14 protein-coding genes and 1 tRNA gene are annotated in these 14461 nt (G+C 73.4%); 9 read left to right on the top strand and 6 right to left on the bottom strand.

Annotated elements, in window-relative coordinates; all coding sequences use genetic code 11:
• Positions 1–56: 56 nt before the first annotated feature.
• Positions 57–557 carry a DUF3145 domain-containing protein gene (locus tag KG102_RS10915; protein WP_208211229.1) on the top strand — a complete coding sequence of 167 codons (501 nt, stop codon included), beginning with the start codon at positions 57–59 and terminating at the stop codon, positions 555–557.
• A 68-nt stretch (positions 558–625) separates the two neighbouring features.
• Here the strand turns inward: KG102_RS10915 and fabF are convergent, their stop codons facing one another.
• The 5 genes from fabF to KG102_RS10890 all read right to left on the bottom strand — a co-directional run bounded on the left by fabF (position 626) and on the right by KG102_RS10890 (position 5570).
• Complete coding sequence (gene fabF, locus KG102_RS10910; protein ID WP_208211226.1) at positions 626–1870, bottom strand: beta-ketoacyl-ACP synthase II; 1245 nt, start codon at positions 1868–1870, stop codon at positions 626–628.
• An 88-nt stretch (positions 1871–1958) separates the two neighbouring features.
• Positions 1959–2207 (bottom strand): acyl carrier protein, encoded by a 249-nt coding sequence (locus KG102_RS10905; protein WP_056090400.1) that lies wholly within the window; start codon positions 2205–2207, stop codon positions 1959–1961.
• An 82-nt stretch (positions 2208–2289) separates the two neighbouring features.
• The gene (locus KG102_RS10900) at positions 2290–3294 is read right to left on the bottom strand and encodes a beta-ketoacyl-ACP synthase III (RefSeq protein WP_208288871.1); all 1005 of its coding nucleotides are present in this window, start codon (positions 3292–3294) and stop codon (positions 2290–2292) included.
• Positions 3291–4268, bottom strand: a complete 978-nt coding sequence (locus KG102_RS10895; RefSeq protein ID WP_208214513.1) for an ACP S-malonyltransferase — start codon at positions 4266–4268, stop codon at positions 3291–3293. Before KG102_RS10895 ends, KG102_RS10900 begins: the two co-directional genes overlap by 4 nt.
• 99 nt (positions 4269–4367) lie before the next feature.
• On the bottom strand, positions 4368–5570 hold the full coding sequence (locus tag KG102_RS10890) for a PucR family transcriptional regulator (RefSeq protein WP_208289045.1): 1203 nt from the start codon (positions 5568–5570) through the stop codon (positions 4368–4370).
• Between the two features lie 206 nt (positions 5571–5776).
• Here KG102_RS10890 and KG102_RS10885 point away from each other — a divergent pair, with 206 nt between their 5' ends.
• Positions 5777–6463 carry a hypothetical protein gene (locus tag KG102_RS10885; protein WP_208214512.1) on the top strand — a complete coding sequence of 229 codons (687 nt, stop codon included), beginning with the start codon at positions 5777–5779 and terminating at the stop codon, positions 6461–6463.
• A gap of 62 nt (positions 6464–6525) precedes the next feature.
• Here the strand turns inward: KG102_RS10885 and aceE are convergent, their stop codons facing one another.
• Positions 6526–9270 (bottom strand): pyruvate dehydrogenase (acetyl-transferring), homodimeric type, encoded by a 2745-nt coding sequence (aceE, locus tag KG102_RS10880; RefSeq protein WP_208214511.1) that lies wholly within the window; start codon positions 9268–9270, stop codon positions 6526–6528.
• Between the two features lie 282 nt (positions 9271–9552).
• Between aceE and KG102_RS10875 the strand changes: the two genes are divergently transcribed.
• The 7 genes from KG102_RS10875 (at position 9553) to KG102_RS10845 (ending at position 14461) form a co-directional block, all read left to right on the top strand.
• Positions 9553–9999, top strand: a complete 447-nt coding sequence (locus KG102_RS10875) for a DUF3052 domain-containing protein (protein WP_243883916.1) — start codon at positions 9553–9555, stop codon at positions 9997–9999.
• Between the two features lie 105 nt (positions 10000–10104).
• Complete coding sequence (locus KG102_RS10870; RefSeq protein WP_208288874.1) at positions 10105–10584, top strand: peroxiredoxin; 480 nt, start codon at positions 10105–10107, stop codon at positions 10582–10584.
• A 52-nt stretch (positions 10585–10636) separates the two neighbouring features.
• Positions 10637–10710: transfer RNA gene (locus KG102_RS10865), tRNA-Val, on the top strand.
• Between the two features lie 113 nt (positions 10711–10823).
• A complete protein-coding gene (locus KG102_RS10860) occupies positions 10824–11696 on the top strand; it encodes an MOSC domain-containing protein (protein ID WP_208288876.1) in 873 nt (290 codons plus the stop codon).
• 10 nt (positions 11697–11706) lie between these two features.
• Positions 11707–12918: a Nif3-like dinuclear metal center hexameric protein gene (locus tag KG102_RS10855; RefSeq protein ID WP_208214508.1), complete on the top strand. Its 1212-nt coding sequence runs from the start codon at positions 11707–11709 to the stop codon at positions 12916–12918.
• Entirely contained in the window at positions 12915–13661 is a 747-nt protein-coding gene (locus KG102_RS10850; RefSeq protein WP_208288879.1) for a zinc ribbon domain-containing protein, read from the top strand. Before KG102_RS10855 ends, KG102_RS10850 begins: the two co-directional genes overlap by 4 nt.
• 44 nt (positions 13662–13705) lie before the next feature.
• Positions 13706–14461 (top strand): histidine phosphatase family protein, encoded by a 756-nt coding sequence (locus KG102_RS10845; RefSeq protein ID WP_249667284.1) that lies wholly within the window; start codon positions 13706–13708, stop codon positions 14459–14461.

Raw genomic sequence — 14461 nt, 5'->3', positions numbered from 1 at the left:
GAACGTGACTGAGGTCGTTGGGGAAGGCGAACCTCGAGCCCGTTCAGGAGGACGACATGGCAGGTGCGATCACCCGCGGTGTACTTTTCGTGCACTCTGCACCCCGCGCGCTGTGCCCCCACGTGGAGTGGGCGGCAGGCAACGTGCTGGGCACACGCGCGACGTTCGACTGGACGGCGCAGCCGGCCGGACCGGGCTTCTACCGCGCTGAGCACTCCTGGCAGGGCCCGCAGGGGACCGGCGCCCGACTTGCTTCCGCGCTGCGCGGCTGGGCGCATCTGCGCTACGAGATCACCGAAGAGGCGAGCCACGGCGTCGACGGCTCCCGCTGGAGCCACACGCCCGAGCTCGGGATCTTCCACGCCGCGACCGACGTGCACGGCAACATCGTCGTCCCCGAGGACCGCATCCGCGCCGCCCTCGAGCACGCCGCCGACCCGCTGCGCCTGCGCACCGAGCTCGACCTGGCGCTCGGGCAGGCGTGGGACGACGAGCTCGAGCCCTTCCGGTACGCGGGCGCGGGCGCGCCGGTCCGGTGGCTGCACCGCGTGGGCTGAGGACGACCGTGCCCTGACCTGTGCCACGGCAGCCGTGGGCGTCGGTCAGGGCACGGTCGCGTCGGACCTCAGACGGAGGCGACGACCAGGGCCACGTTGTGGCCACCGAAGCCGAACGAGTTGTTCACCGCGGCGACGTCTCCGTCGCGCAGCGCGCGGGGCTTGTCGCGGACGAGGTCCAGCGGCAGCTCAGGGTCCGGGTTGTCGACGTTGATCGTGGGCGGCGCCTGACGGTCGTGCAGCGCGAGCACAGTGAAGATCGTCTCCAGCGCACCCGCGCCACCGAGCAGGTGCCCGGTCATGGACTTCGTGGCGGAGAGGGCCACGTGGTCCGCCTCGTCGCCGAGCAGCCCACGGATCGACCGCGCCTCGATGAGGTCACCGACGACCGTCGACGTGGCGTGGGCGTTGACGTGCACCACGTCGAGCCGGTCGATCCCCGACTGCTCCAGGGCGGCGCGCATCGCGCGGACCTGCCCGTCGCCCGTGGGCTCCGGTGAGGTGATGTGGTACCCGTCGGCCGACAGGCCGACCCCCGCGATGCGGGCGTAGACGCGGGCGCCACGGGCGGCCGCGTGCTCGGCGCTCTCCAGCACCACCACGCCGGCGCCCTCACCGAGGACGAACCCGTCGCGGTCGACGTCGTACGGGCGCGAGGCGCCCTGCGGGTCGTCGTTGCGCAGCGAGAGGGTGCGCGACGCGGCGAACGCCGCCACCGGCATGGGGTGGATCGAGGCCTCCGTGCCGCCGGCGACGACGACGTCGGCGCGGCCGGTCCGGATCATCTCGACGGCGTACCCGATGGCCTCGGCGCCCGACGCGCAGGCCGAGACCAGGGCGTGCGCACCGGCGCGCGCGCCGAGCTCGAGCGAGACGTAGGCGGTGGGGGAGTTGGGCATGAGCATGGGCACCGTCATCGGCAGGATGCGGCGGGCGCCCTTCTCCTTGAGCGTGTCCCAGGCGTCGAGCGTGGTCCAGATGCCACCGATGCCCGAGGAGACGACGGCACCGAGCCGGTCGCCGTCGACCTCGGGGGCGCCGGCGTCGGCCCACGCCTCCCGCGCCGCGATGACCGCGTACTGCGCGGAGGGGTCCATCTTCTTCATCTCGGGACGGGGCAGCACGTCCTCGGGCCGGACCTTGATGGTCGCCGCGAAGGTGACGGGCAGCCCGTAGGTCTCGACCCAGTCGTTGTCGAACGGCCGTGCGCCGGACTCGCCCGCGAGTGCTGCTGCCCAGGTGCTGGGCACGTCGCCGCCGAGGGGCGTCGTGGCCCCCAGTCCGGTGACGACGACGTCGGGTACGTGGCTCATCGGTGCTCCAGGTCGGCGGTCGAGAGGTGGTGCGAGAGAGGTCGGTCCCGGGCGTTCACTGCCCGGGACCGACCCGGGTTCGGCAGGTTCAGGCCTGCGCGCCCGTGATGAACGAGACGGCGTCGCCGACGGTGGCGAGGTTCTTGACCTCGTCGTCGGGGATGCGGACGTCGAACTTCTCCTCGGCGAGCGTGACGATCGTCATCATCGACAGCGAGTCGATGTCGAGGTCGTCGGTGAAGGACTTCTCGGGCAGGACGGAGTCCGTGGGCAGACCGGTCTCCTCGCTGACGATCTCGGCCAGGCCGGCCAGGATCTCCTGCTCGCTGTACGCCATCGGTGTCTCCTCGTGTCGTGTCGTTCTGGTGGATGGTGCTGGGGGTGGGACGAACCGTACAACCGGCGTCGTGCGCAGGCCGTCAGGGCAGGACGACGACCTGCGCCGCGTAGACGAGGCCCGCGCCGAAGCCGATCTGCAGGGCGACCGCGCCGCTGGGCACCTGGCCCTCCCGCAGCAGCCGCTCGGTCGCCAGCGGGATCGAGGCCGCGGACGTGTTGCCCGTGTCCACGATGTCCCGTCCGACGACGACCGTGTCGGGCAGCTTCAGGGTCTTGACCATCTGGTCGATGATCCGCATGTTCGCCTGGTGGGGGATGAACGCCTCGATCTGGTCGGCGGTGACTCCCGCCGCGTCCATCGCCTTCTGCGCGACCGGCGCCATCTGCCAGACGGCCCACTTGTAGACGCTCGGACCCTCCTGGCGCAGCGTCGGCCAGCCGAGCCCCTCGTCGCGGGTGGCCAGCCACGAGTGGGTCTGCCGGATGGCCTGCGCCTGGCTGCCGTCGGATCCCCAGATCGTCGGGCCGATGCCGGGCGTGTCGGAGGGGCCGACGACGACCGCGCCGGCGCCGTCGCCGAGCAGGAAGGAGATGGAGCGGTCGGTCGGGTCGACGAACTCGCTCATCTTCTCGGCGCCGATGACCAGCACGTTGCGGGCGGAGCCGGCACGGACGAGCGCGTCGGCCTGGCCGATGCCGTAGCAGTAGCCGGCGCAGGCGGCCGAGATGTCGTACGCCGCGGCGGGGATGGCGCCGATGCGCTCGGCGACGATGGCGGCGCCCGCGGGCGTCTGGTGGAAGTACGTGACGGTCGACAGGATCACCACGTCGATGTCGGCGCCGGTCAGGCCCGCGTTCTCCAGGGCGGCCCGGGCGGCGCCTTCGGCGAGGTCCAGCACGTCGGTGCCGGCCTCGGCACGGCGGCGCGTCACGATGCCGGTGCGCTGGCGGATCCACTCGTCGGAGGAGTCGATCGCGGCGACCAGCTCGTCGTTGGGGACGACCCGCTCGCCGCGGACGCCGCCGATGCCCAGGATGCGGGTGTGGGCGGGGCCGGTGGCCTGCGTGAGGGTGGGACGGGTCACGACGGGTTCTCCAGGCTGCTCTCGGGGGCTCCGGTGTGCCGACGCACCAGGTCACGCGCGGCGTCGAGGTCGGCGGGAGTCTTGACGGCGACCGTCTCGACCCCGGGCAGCGTACGCCGCGCCAGACCCGTGAGCACGCCTCCCGGCGCCACCTCGAGCAGGCCGGTGACACCCAGTCGCTGCAGCGTCGACTGGCACAGGTCCCAGCGCACCGGGTTGGCCACCTGGGCGACGATCAGCTCGAGCGCCCGGGCGCCCGACGGTGCGACGCTGCCGTCGGAGTTGGTGAGCAGGGTGATCATCGGCTCGCCCGGCGTCACGGCATCGGCCGCGCTACGCAGCTCGGCCACCGCCGGCGCCATGTGCTCGGTGTGGAACGCGCCGGCCACCTGCAGCGGGACGACGCGGGCGCGCGCCGGCGGAGCGGCAGCGAACGCCGCGAGGGCCTCGAGCGTCCCCGCCGCGACCACCTGGCCGGCACCGTTGACGTTGGCAGGCACCAGACCGTGCTCGGCGAGCGACGCCAGCACCTGGTCCGGGTCGCCGCCCAGCACGGCGCTCATCCCGGTCGGGGTCGTGGTGGCCGCGCGGGCCATCGCCGCGCCACGCACGGTTACGAGTCGCAGGGCCTCGTCGTCCGTCAGTACGCCGGCGACCACCGCCGCGGCGAGCTCACCGACCGAGTGCCCCGCGGTGGCTCCCACGACCTTCTGGGCGGCGATGTCGAGCGCGTCGTCCGGACCGACGTCGAGGACCGCGCGCAGGCTTGCCAGCGCCGTCGCGACGAGCAGCGGCTGCGCCACCGCGGTGTCCCGGATGGTGTCGGCGTCGGACGTGGTGCCGTGGGCGACGAGGTCGAGACCGGTCGTGCGGGAGGCCCGCGCGATCGACTCGGCGACGGTCGGCAGCTCGAGCCACGGGGCGAGCATGCCGGGGGACTGGGCGCCCTGACCGGGGCATACGACGACGAGCATCCGACCACTCTGCCCGGCCCCGGGCGTCTGACCGCCGCACGGCGTGCACCAACCTTGGCGGGTGCCCTTGTGCGACTCCTACAACCCTGGCAGGTCCAATCAGCGGGCGACGTCCGGCGCGGGCGCCGGGGTGTCCAGGCGCCCGAGCGCGAGCGCCGTCTGGAGCACGTACGACTCGCGGGCGTCGAGCGGGTCCCAGCCCGTGACGTCGCAGACCCGGCGCAGGCGGTACCGCACCGTGTTGGGGTGCACGTACAGCGTGCGGGCGGCCGCCTCGAGCGAGCGTCCGGTGCCGAGGTAGGCCGAGAGCGTCTCCAGGAGAGACCCCTGGCTGGCGGCCAGCGGCTCGTACGCCTGTGCCACCAGCATCCGCCGCGCGACGACGTCCCCCACGAGCACGCGCTCGGGCAGGAGCTCGTCGGCCAGCACCGGTCGGGGCGCCCGTTCCCACGCGCGGGCCGCGAGCAGCCCCGACAGCGCTGCGCGTGCCGAGCGGGGCGAGTCCGTCAGGTCACCGACGACCGGGCCGATCACGACGGGGCCGGGCCCGAACCGCGGCAGCAGCGTCTCGGCCGCGGCGCGCAGGTCGCCCTCGCCGCCGAGGAACACCACGAGGCGGTCGCCCTGGACGCCGACGAGCGCGTCGTCGGCGGCGCGCAGGGTGGCGCGCCGGAGCTCGGCACCCCGCACCTCGTCCAGCGCCGCCGTCGTCGTCCCGACCAGCACCAGCGTCGATCCGCGGCCGCTCCACCCGAGCGCCGCGATCCGGGAGCGCAGGGCGTCGTCCACGTCGCCCCGGACGAGGGCGTCGACGACGAGCGCCTCGAGCCGGGCGTCCCACGCGCCGCGGACCTCTGCCGCACGGGCGTAGACCTCGGCGGCGGAGAAGGCGACCTCGCGCGAGTACCGCAGGACGGCCTCCCGGACCTCGCGCTCGTCGCCCGGTGCGGCCAGCCGGTCGCTGTGGGTCTCGACCACGTCCACCACCACGCGGACGAGCTGGAGCGTGTGCTGCAACGAGATGGACCGGGTCAGCTCGGGCGGGGCCGCGGCGAAGATGTCGCCGACCCCGTGCGGCGGCCGGGTCGGCTCGGCGAACCACGTGACGAACGCGGTGATGCCCGCCTGGGCGACCAGGCCGACCCAGGAGCGGTCCTCGGCGGGCAGCACGCGGTACCAGTCGAGGTCGTCGTCCAGGCGCCGCATCGCTGCAGCGGAGAGGAGCCCTGCGCCGTCACGCACCCGGCGCTGCGTCTCGGGTCCACCGCGTGCCTCGAGCACCGGCGGGCGCATCCGAGCCATCGGAGAGCGGCGCACGCGGCCCTGCAACGCCGGGTCCGGCGAGTCGGGCGCGACGGGGCTCGCCGGGTGGAGGGTGCTGGACATGGGGGGAGCATAAGGTTCGCCTTGTGGGAAGTCGACAAACGGCGGTCTCAGGCAACCATCACGGAAATGTGAGGTACGTCCGCGACCAGGTGGGCTCCGTCCCTACCGGATAGGGTCGCGTCATGGCTCTCCTGCCCCGTTTGCGTCAGCTCATGCGAAGGCCGTCCTCGGCCTCGCGGGTCGGTGCGCGCCGTCCCACCAAGGCTGCGCGGCGCGGCGACACGCTCCACGAGGACGCGCTGCGCTCCATGCTCAGCGACGACCCGAACAACGAGCGCGCCTTCGTGGCCCTCGCGGAGATCGTCCGTCGCCGAGCCGCCGACCCCAACTCCGACCAGGACCCGCTCGCTGCGCCGGTCGACGAGACGGAGCGCCAGCGCGCGGCCGACCTCGCCGTCTGGGCCCTCGGCGAGGAGCTCGCCGGCAACCCGCGCGCGTGGTACCCGCTCATCGAGGTCGCCCGGCTGTCTGTGCACGACGACCACGAGGGCACGGTCCGCCGGCTGACCACCGCCGCGGAGCGCGACCCCTCCGGCAAGGCGCTCGCCGCCGCCCTGGGGCTGCTGCGCGAGGCGGGCATGCCCGTCGACGCCCTCGGGCTGGGCGTCGGGCACTGGCGGCCGCGTGAGCACGACCCCGAGGTCGCGCGCCAGCTCGTGCTCGCCTCGATCGAGGCGGGTCGGCCGCTGGAGGCCAAGCAGCACGTCGCCGCGCTGGACCTCTACCCGGACCAGAAGGCCATCGCCGAGCTCAGGAGCGAGCTCGCGCGGGACGTCGCCCACGCGGAACAGACGATCCCCGGCACCTGACGCGGGGCACGACGAAGGCCCGGGCTCAGCAGAGCCCGGGCCTTCGTCGTGCGTGCGTCAGGTCAGCTGTCGCCGCCGGTGTTGCCCGACGTGCCCGCAGTGACGTCGTACAGGCGGTAGCGCTCGATGGCCTGCGCGGGTGCCTCGGCGCTCACCGCTCCGGTGCGGGCGAGCTGCTGCAGCACCCGGACGACCGTCGACGGACCGTCGATCTTGAAGTGGCGACGTGCCGCCGCGCGGGTGTCGGAGAAGCCGAAGCCGTCCGCGCCGAGCGTGGCGTACGTCCCCGGGATCCACGCCCGCACCTGGTCGGCGACCAGGTGGTCGTAGTCCGTGGTCGCGACGAACGGACCCTCGGCACCCTGGAGCTTCTGCGTCAGGTACGGCACGCGCTCCTCCTCGCCCGGGTGCAGGTAGGCCCGCCGGTCCGCGGCCAGTCCGTCGCGACGCAGCTCGTTCCAGCTCGTCACCGACCAGACGCCGGCCTGCACGCCCCAGTCCTCGGCCAGCAGCTTCTTCGCCTCGAGCGCCCACGGCACGGCCACGCCCGACGCCAGGATCTGGGCGCGCGGCCCGTCACCCTCGGCCGGTGCGAGCTGGTAGATGCCGCGCAGGATGCCCTCGACGTCGACGCCGTCGGGCTCCGCCGGCTGGTGCATGGGCTCGTTGTAGACGGTGAGGTAGTAGATGACGTCGCGGTCACGGTCGTGACCCTCGCCGTACATCCGCTCGATGCCGTCCTTGACGATGTGCCGGATCTCGTACCCGTAGGCCGGGTCGTAGTGCACGACGTGCGGCTGGGTCCCCGCCAGGAGCGGCGAGTGCCCGTCGGCGTGCTGCAGGCCCTCGCCCGTGAGGGTCGTGCGGCCTGCGGTGGCGCCGATGAGGAAGCCACGGGTCATCTGGTCGCCGGCGGCCCAGAACTGGTCGCCGGTGCGCTGGAACCCGAACATCGAGTAGTAGAAGTAGAACGGGATGAGCGGCTCGCCGTGCGTCGCGTACGACGTGCCGACGGCCTGGAAGGCCGACGCCGACCCCGCCTCGTTGATGCCCGTGTGCATGATCTGACCGGACTCGGACTCCTTGTAGGAGAGCATGAGCTCGCGGTCGACGGCCATGTAGTTCTGGCCGTTCGTGTTGAAGATCTTGGCGCTCGGGAAGATCGAGTCGAGACCGAACGTGCGGGCCTCGTCGGGGATGATCGGCACCAGGCGGTGGCCGAACTCCTTGTCCCGCACCAGGTCCTTGAACAGGCGCACGAGCGCCATGGTCGTGGCGACCTCCTGCTGGCCCGAGCCCTTGGCCAGGCCCTCGTAGACCTTGTCCGAGGGCAGGGTCAGCGGCTTGTGCGCCGTGCGACGCTCGGGCACGAAGCCGCCGAGCTGCCGGCGACGCTCGAGCATGTACTTGATGCCCTCGTCCTCCGCGCCCGGGTGGAAGTACGGCGGGACGTACGGGTTCTCGTCGATCTGCTCGTCCGTGATCGGGATGTGCAGCGAGTCGCGCAGCGTCTTCAGGTCGTCCGACTTCAGCTTCTTCATCTGGTGCGTGGCGTTGCGCCCCGCGAAGCCGGAGCCCAGGCCGTAGCCCTTGATGGTGTGCGCGAGGATGACCGTCGGTTGCCCGGTGTGCTCACGCGCCGACTTGTAGGCCGCGTAGATCTTGCGGTAGTCGTGCCCGCCGCGCTTGAGCGCCCAGATCTCGTCGTCCGTCATCTTCTCGACGAGCTGCTTGGTCCGCGGGTCGCGGCCGAAGAAGTTCTCGCGGATGAAGGCGCCGCTCTCGGCGCGGTACGTCTGGAAGTCGCCGTCCGGCGTCGTGTTCATCAGGTTGACGAGCGCGCGGTCCTTGTCGGCGTTGAGCAGGGCGTCCCACTCACGCCCCCAGACGACCTTGATGACGTTCCAGCCGGCGCCGCGGAACTGCGCCTCGAGCTCCTGGATGATCTTGCCGTTGCCGCGGACGGGGCCGTCGAGGCGCTGCAGGTTGCAGTTCACGACGAACGTCAGGTTGTCCAGACCCTGCTGGCCGGCCAGCTGGAGCATGCCGCGGGACTCGGGCTCGTCCATCTCGCCGTCGCCCAGGAACGCCCAGACGTCCTGCTGGCTGGTGTCCTTGATTCCCCGCAGGTGCAGGTAGCGGTTGGTCCAGGCCTGGTAGATGGCCGACGACGGACCCAGGCCCATCGACACCGTGGGGAACTCCCACAGCTCGGGCGCCAGGCGCGGGTGCGGGTACGACGGAAGCCCGCCGCCCGGGTGCGAGAGCTCCTGGCGGAACCCGTCGAGCTGGTGCGCGGTCAGCCGGCCCTCGAGGAAGGCGCGGGCGTACACGCCGGGGGAGGCGTGACCCTGGAAGTAGACCTGGTCACCGCCGCCCGGGTGGTCCTTGCCGCGGAAGAAGTGGTTGAGGCCCACCTCGGTCAGCGTCGCGACGGACGCGTAGGAGGAGATGTGCCCACCGACCGCGACCCCGGGGCGCTGGGCCCGCGTGACCATGACCGCGGCGTTCCAGCGGATCCAGGACCGGTAGCGGCGCTCGAGGGCCTCGTCGCCGGGGAAGTAGGGCTCGTCGTGCACCGCGATGGTGTTCACGTACGGGGTGGTGAGGGAGGCCGGGATGGCCACGTTCCGCTGGCGGGCGTGCCGCAGCATGCTCAGCAGCACGTACCGGGCGCGGGGTCCGCCCTTGTCGTCGATGAGTCCGTCGAGGGACTCCACCCACTCACCGGTCTCGTCCGGGTCGATGTCCGGCACCTGGCTCAGCAGACCACCGATGAGGGGTCCCGTCTCGTCGATCGAAGCCACCAGCGCTCCTTGCGTCTCGTGCGCGCGCACGAGCCCGGTCGGCGTCGGCGGCGCATCTGGCCCGGCCCGGTCCTGAGCGCCCGGGGGCGGGGAGGGCGGGTGCGGGTAATCCACCTATTGTCTGACCCGAAGGCCCCGAAAGTCACACCGGGGAGCGTGACGTCCACGACAGTCGGGCGTCGGCGGTGGCGACACCCTCGCCCGTGCGGGCCTTGCGTGGGCCTGCTCGGGTGCGGTGGGCTAGCGTGTGCGGCAACGAGCAGGGGCGCCCACGAGGTCGCCATGACGGAAGGGAGCGGTCCGGACGTGTCATCCACCGCGGACGAAGGCGCGTCGCAGGCGGCCAGCCGCCTGGGATTCACCTCGGGCCAGGTCATCCAGGAGTTCGCGTACGACGACGACGTCGACGAGGAGCTCCGCGCCAGCATCGAGGCGATGACCGGCACGGAGCTGGTCGACGAGGAGTTCGACGACGTCACGGACGGTGCGGTGATCTGGTTCCGCGACGGCGACGGGGACCTCACCGACGCGCTCGTGGACGCGATGACCGTGCTCGACGACGGCGGGCCCATCTGGGTGCTGACACCGAAGGCCGGACGCCCCGGTCACGTCTCGCACAGCGACATCGAGGAGGCGGCGACGACCTCCGGGTTGCACGCGATGAGCACGTTCGCGATCGCGCGGGACTGGTCCGCCACGCGGCTCGGCACCCGCGGACGCGGTCGCTGACCGACCTGCTGCACAGCTCGACGAGGGGCCACGACCGGCGCGGTCGCGGCCCCTCGTGGCGTCTCCGGGCGGACCGTGTCGTCCTCGGTTGTTACAGTCCGCGCCATGGCAGACATCGCGCGAACCACCCCCCCGCTCGGTGCCCCGGCGCCGGACTTCTCCCTGCCTGACACCCACGGGACCCCGGTGACCCTGGCCGGTCTGCGGGGCGGGCCGGTGGTCGTCGTGTTCGTGCCGTTCGCGTTCTCCGCCACCTGCACGGGCGAGCTGTGCCAGCTGCGCGACAACATCACGGACTTCGAGAACGCCGGCGCGCACGTGCTCGTCGTGTCCTGCGACCCCGGGCACGCCCTGCGTGCGTGGGCGGCGCAGGAGCACTTCGCGTTCGACCTGCTGTCGGACTTCTGGCCGCACGGCGAGGTGGCCAAGGCCTACGGCGTCTTCGACGAGTCCCGGGGCTTCGCCGTGCGCGGCAGCTTCCTGCTCGACGCCGCCGGCGTGCTGCGGTGGAGCGTCGTCAACCCTCCCGGCAAGCCGCGGGACGTCGCGGCCTACCGCGAGGCCCTCGCGGCTCTGACCGCCTGAACGCCGGTAGGCTGTGCGCCCGTCGAGCCGCCCGCGCGTCGGGCGTCCGTCGGGGCCTGTAGCTCAGCTGGTCAGAGCGCCGCGCTTACACCGCGGAGGTCGCCGGTTCGAAACCGGCCGGGCCCACGTTTCCCCAGGTCGGATGCCCGGTGCGGCGCGTGCGGGCGCGGGCGCCGGTGCCCGCTCGACGGCTCGGAGCAGCGGGCAGCGTCGGAGCCGCCGGTTGCTAGGGTCCGGCCATGCCCCTGACCGCGCCGGTCGTCTCCGCGATGACGGTGTTCCCCGTGAAGTCGTTCGCGGGGACTCCCGTGGAGTCGATGGAGGTGGGCGCCTCCGGCCCGCGCGGTGACCGGCGCTGGATGCTGGTCGACGCCGACGGCGTGACCCTGACGGCGCGCAAGCACCCCCGGATGCTCGCGGCCGTCGCGGCACCCGAGGGTGACCGCGTCCGGCTCTCGGCGCCGGGCATGCCGAGCCTGCTCGTCGACGTCCCCGACGGGCCGCCCGACGTCCCCGTCCGCCTCAGCCGGCTGGATGCGGCGACGAGCGCGGGCGGCGACGCCGACGCCTGGTGCTCGCAGCTGCTGGGACGGTCCGTCCGTCTGGTGCACCTGGACGACCCGGCGCGACGCGGGATGTCGGCCGAGCACGGCGGCTCGCCCGCCGACCCGCTGGCCCTCGTCGACACCGGGCCCGTGCACGTCACGACCACCGCGTCGCTGCGCCGTCTCGACGGCTGGGCCGCCGAGCTCCACGACGAGCGCGTGGAGCGGGCTCTGCGGGCCGGCGAGCCGGCGCCCGAGCCGAGGCGGCCCCTGGACATGCGCAGGTTCCGGCCCAACCTGGTGGTCGACGGCGACCTCGCGCCCTTCGCCGAGGACGGCTGGGGACGGCTCGTGGCCGGCGCGGTCGAGCTCCGGTTCGCGGACCGCTGCGGGCGGTGCGTGATGACGACGATCGACCCGGACACGCAGGTCAAGGGCAGGGAGCCGCTGCTGTCGCTCGCCCGTCACCGACGCGCCGACGGCGAGGTGTGGTTCGGCGTCCAGATGGTTCCGGTACGCACCGGCCGGATCAGGGCGGGCGACCGCGTCGAGACGTCCGACCGGTAGCGTGCGGGACGTGAGTGCGACCACCCTGGCCGACGTCGTCCGACTGCTCGAACGGCGCTACCCCCCGTCCACCGCCGAGTCGTGGGACGCGGTCGGCCTCGTCACGGGCGACCCGTCCCAGCCGGTCCGTCGCGTCCTGTTCGCGGTCGACCCCGTTGCGGTCGTCGCCGACGAGGCAGCGGACTGGGGTGCCGACCTCGTCGTGACGCACCACCCCCTGCTCCTGCGGCCGGTCCACTCGATCGCGGGGACCACCTACAAGGGCGCGCTCCTGCACCGGCTCGTCCGCTCCGGTACCGCCCTGTTCACGGCGCACACCAACGCGGATGCGGCCGCCGGCGGCGTGAACGACGCGCTGGCGGCGGCCCTCGGTCTGGTCGGCACGTCGCCACTGGAACCGGCGGCCTCCGAGGCGCTCGACAAGCACGTGGTCTTCGTCCCGGTCGCCGACGCGGAGCGCCTCGTGGACGCGCTCGCCGCCGCGGGAGCGGGCGCGATCGGCGAGTACACGCGCTGCGCCTGGACCTCGACCGGGGAGGGGACGTTCACACCGACCGACGCGGCCTCACCGACGATCGGCTCCGCGGGAGAGGCGGCGCGCGTGGTGGAGGCCCGCGTGGAGATGGTGGCGCCCCGTCGCCTGCGCGCGTCGGTGGTCGCGGCGCTGCGCTCTGCCCACCCGTACGAGGAGCCGGCGTTCGACGTGCTGGAGCTGGCCTCGTGGCCCGCGGCCACCGGTACGGGCCGTGTCGGGTCGCTGGCGGAGCCGACGACGCTGCGGGCGTTCGCGTCCGCCGTCGCCGCCGCGCTTCCGGCGACCGCGCAGGGCGTGCGGTTCGCGGGGGACCCCGACGGGCGGGTCGAGCGGGTTGCCGTCGTCGGCGGGTCGGGGGACTCGTTCTTCGACGCCGTGCGCGCCTCGGGCGTCGACGCCTACGTGACGGCGGACCTGCGCCACCACCCCTCCTCGGAGCTGCGCGAACGCGCCCGCCACGACGGGTCGCCCGTCGGCTCGGGCACGCCCTACCTCGTGGACGTCGCGCACTTCGCGTCCGAGTGGCCCTGGCTCGAGCTCGCCGCCCGGACCCTTGAGCACGACTGCGCCGCCGCGGGCACTACGGTGGAGACCCGCGTCAGCACGGTGAGCACCGACCCGTGGACGGGTCGCGTCGCGAGCCCGGAACCGAACGCCCCCACAGCACCGCCGGAAGGACACCCGTGACGACTGCCCCCGCAGCGGACCAGCGCCGACTGCTCGACGTCCAGGCTCTCGACACCCGCCTGGACCAGATCGCCCACAAGAAGCGCACGCTGCCGGAGCTTGCCCGGCTCGTCGAGCTCGCGTCCCAGGTGACCGACCTGCACACCGCGCTGGTGACGTCCCAGACGGCGGTGAGCGACCTCCAGCGCGAGCTGCGCAAGGCCGAGGCCGACGTCGAGCAGGTGCGGGTGCGCGCCGCGCGCGACCAGTCGCGGCTCGACTCGGGGCAGGGCAGCCCCAAGGACCTCCAGGCGCTGCAGAGCGAGCTCGTCGCCCTCGGCCGGCGCCAGGCGGAGCTCGAGGAGGTGGAGCTCGACGTGATGGAGCGCCTCGAGGCGCACGAGACGGCGCTCGCCGAGGTCACGACCGCGCACGAGTCGCTGGCGCAGAAGCGTGCGGCCGTGGAGGCGGAGCGCGATGCCGCGTACGCCGCGCTGGACGCCGACGCCGAGTCGGTGCGCGCCGAGCGTGCGGCGGCCGTCGAGGGCCTGGACGCCGGCCTCGTGACGCTCTACGAGCGACTGCGCGCGCAGCTCGGCGGGAAGGGCGCGGGAGCGCTGCGCGGCCGGCGTTGCGAGAGCTGCCGGCTCGAGCTCAACCCGCTCGACGTCGAGGCCATCGTCAAGGCCCCGCAGGACCAGGTGGTGCGGTGCGAGGAGTGCGGCCGCATCCTGGTCCGGCTGCCGGAGCCCGCCCGAGGCTGAGCAGGGGGTCGCGCCCGGGGCGCCCGCGCGCCAGACTGCGAGTCGTGAGCGACGCCGCCGAACCGCTGGACCGCACCACCGCCGACCCTGCCGGGTCCCCGCCCAAGCGGGCGCCGCGGCCGTCCGGGGCGGGCGTGCGGTTCGACGAGGAGCAGCCGGTCACCGTGGTCCTCGTGCGGCACGGTCAGACCACCATGACCGTCTCCCGCGGGTACTCCGGCTCGGGTGAGCCCGGTCCGCCCCTCGACGAGACCGGGCTGCGCCAGGCGCGCGACGCCGCCGACCTGGTCGACCGCGTCGGACGCGACCTGTGGGGCGACATCCCGTACCCGAGCGAGATCATCGCCTCGCCCATGGTCCGCACGCAGCAGACCGGAGAGATCATCGCCCAGCGGCTGGGCCTGCCCCTCCTCACGAACGACACGTTCCAGGAGGCGAACTTCGGCGAGTGGCAAGGGCTGACCGCCGAGCAGATCGAGGAGCGGTGGCCCGGCCAGCTCGAGCCGTGGCACACGAAGGCGGACCTGCGCCCGCCGGGTGGCGAGTCGATCCAGGACGTCGGGCACCGCCTGCAGCGCGGCCTGGACGCGCTGCTGGCCGCCGGGGTCGACCGGACCGTCGTCGTCGTGAGCCACGCGGTCTCCATCCGCGCCGCGCTCGGCGTGACGATGGGCGCGCAGCCCTCGTCGTGGAGCCAGCTGCGGGTCGCCCCCGCGTCGGTGAGCATCGTGCGGCTCTTCGCGGACCGACGCGACGAGATCGCCGTGGTGGGCGTGCCGAGCGAGGGCTGGTCGGCCTGA

The sequence above is a fragment of the Cellulomonas fengjieae genome, from assembly GCF_018388465.1.
Taxonomy (GTDB): Bacteria; Actinomycetota; Actinomycetes; order Actinomycetales; family Cellulomonadaceae; genus Cellulomonas; species Cellulomonas fengjieae.
This window is presented reverse-complemented; position numbering and strand designations above follow the sequence as displayed.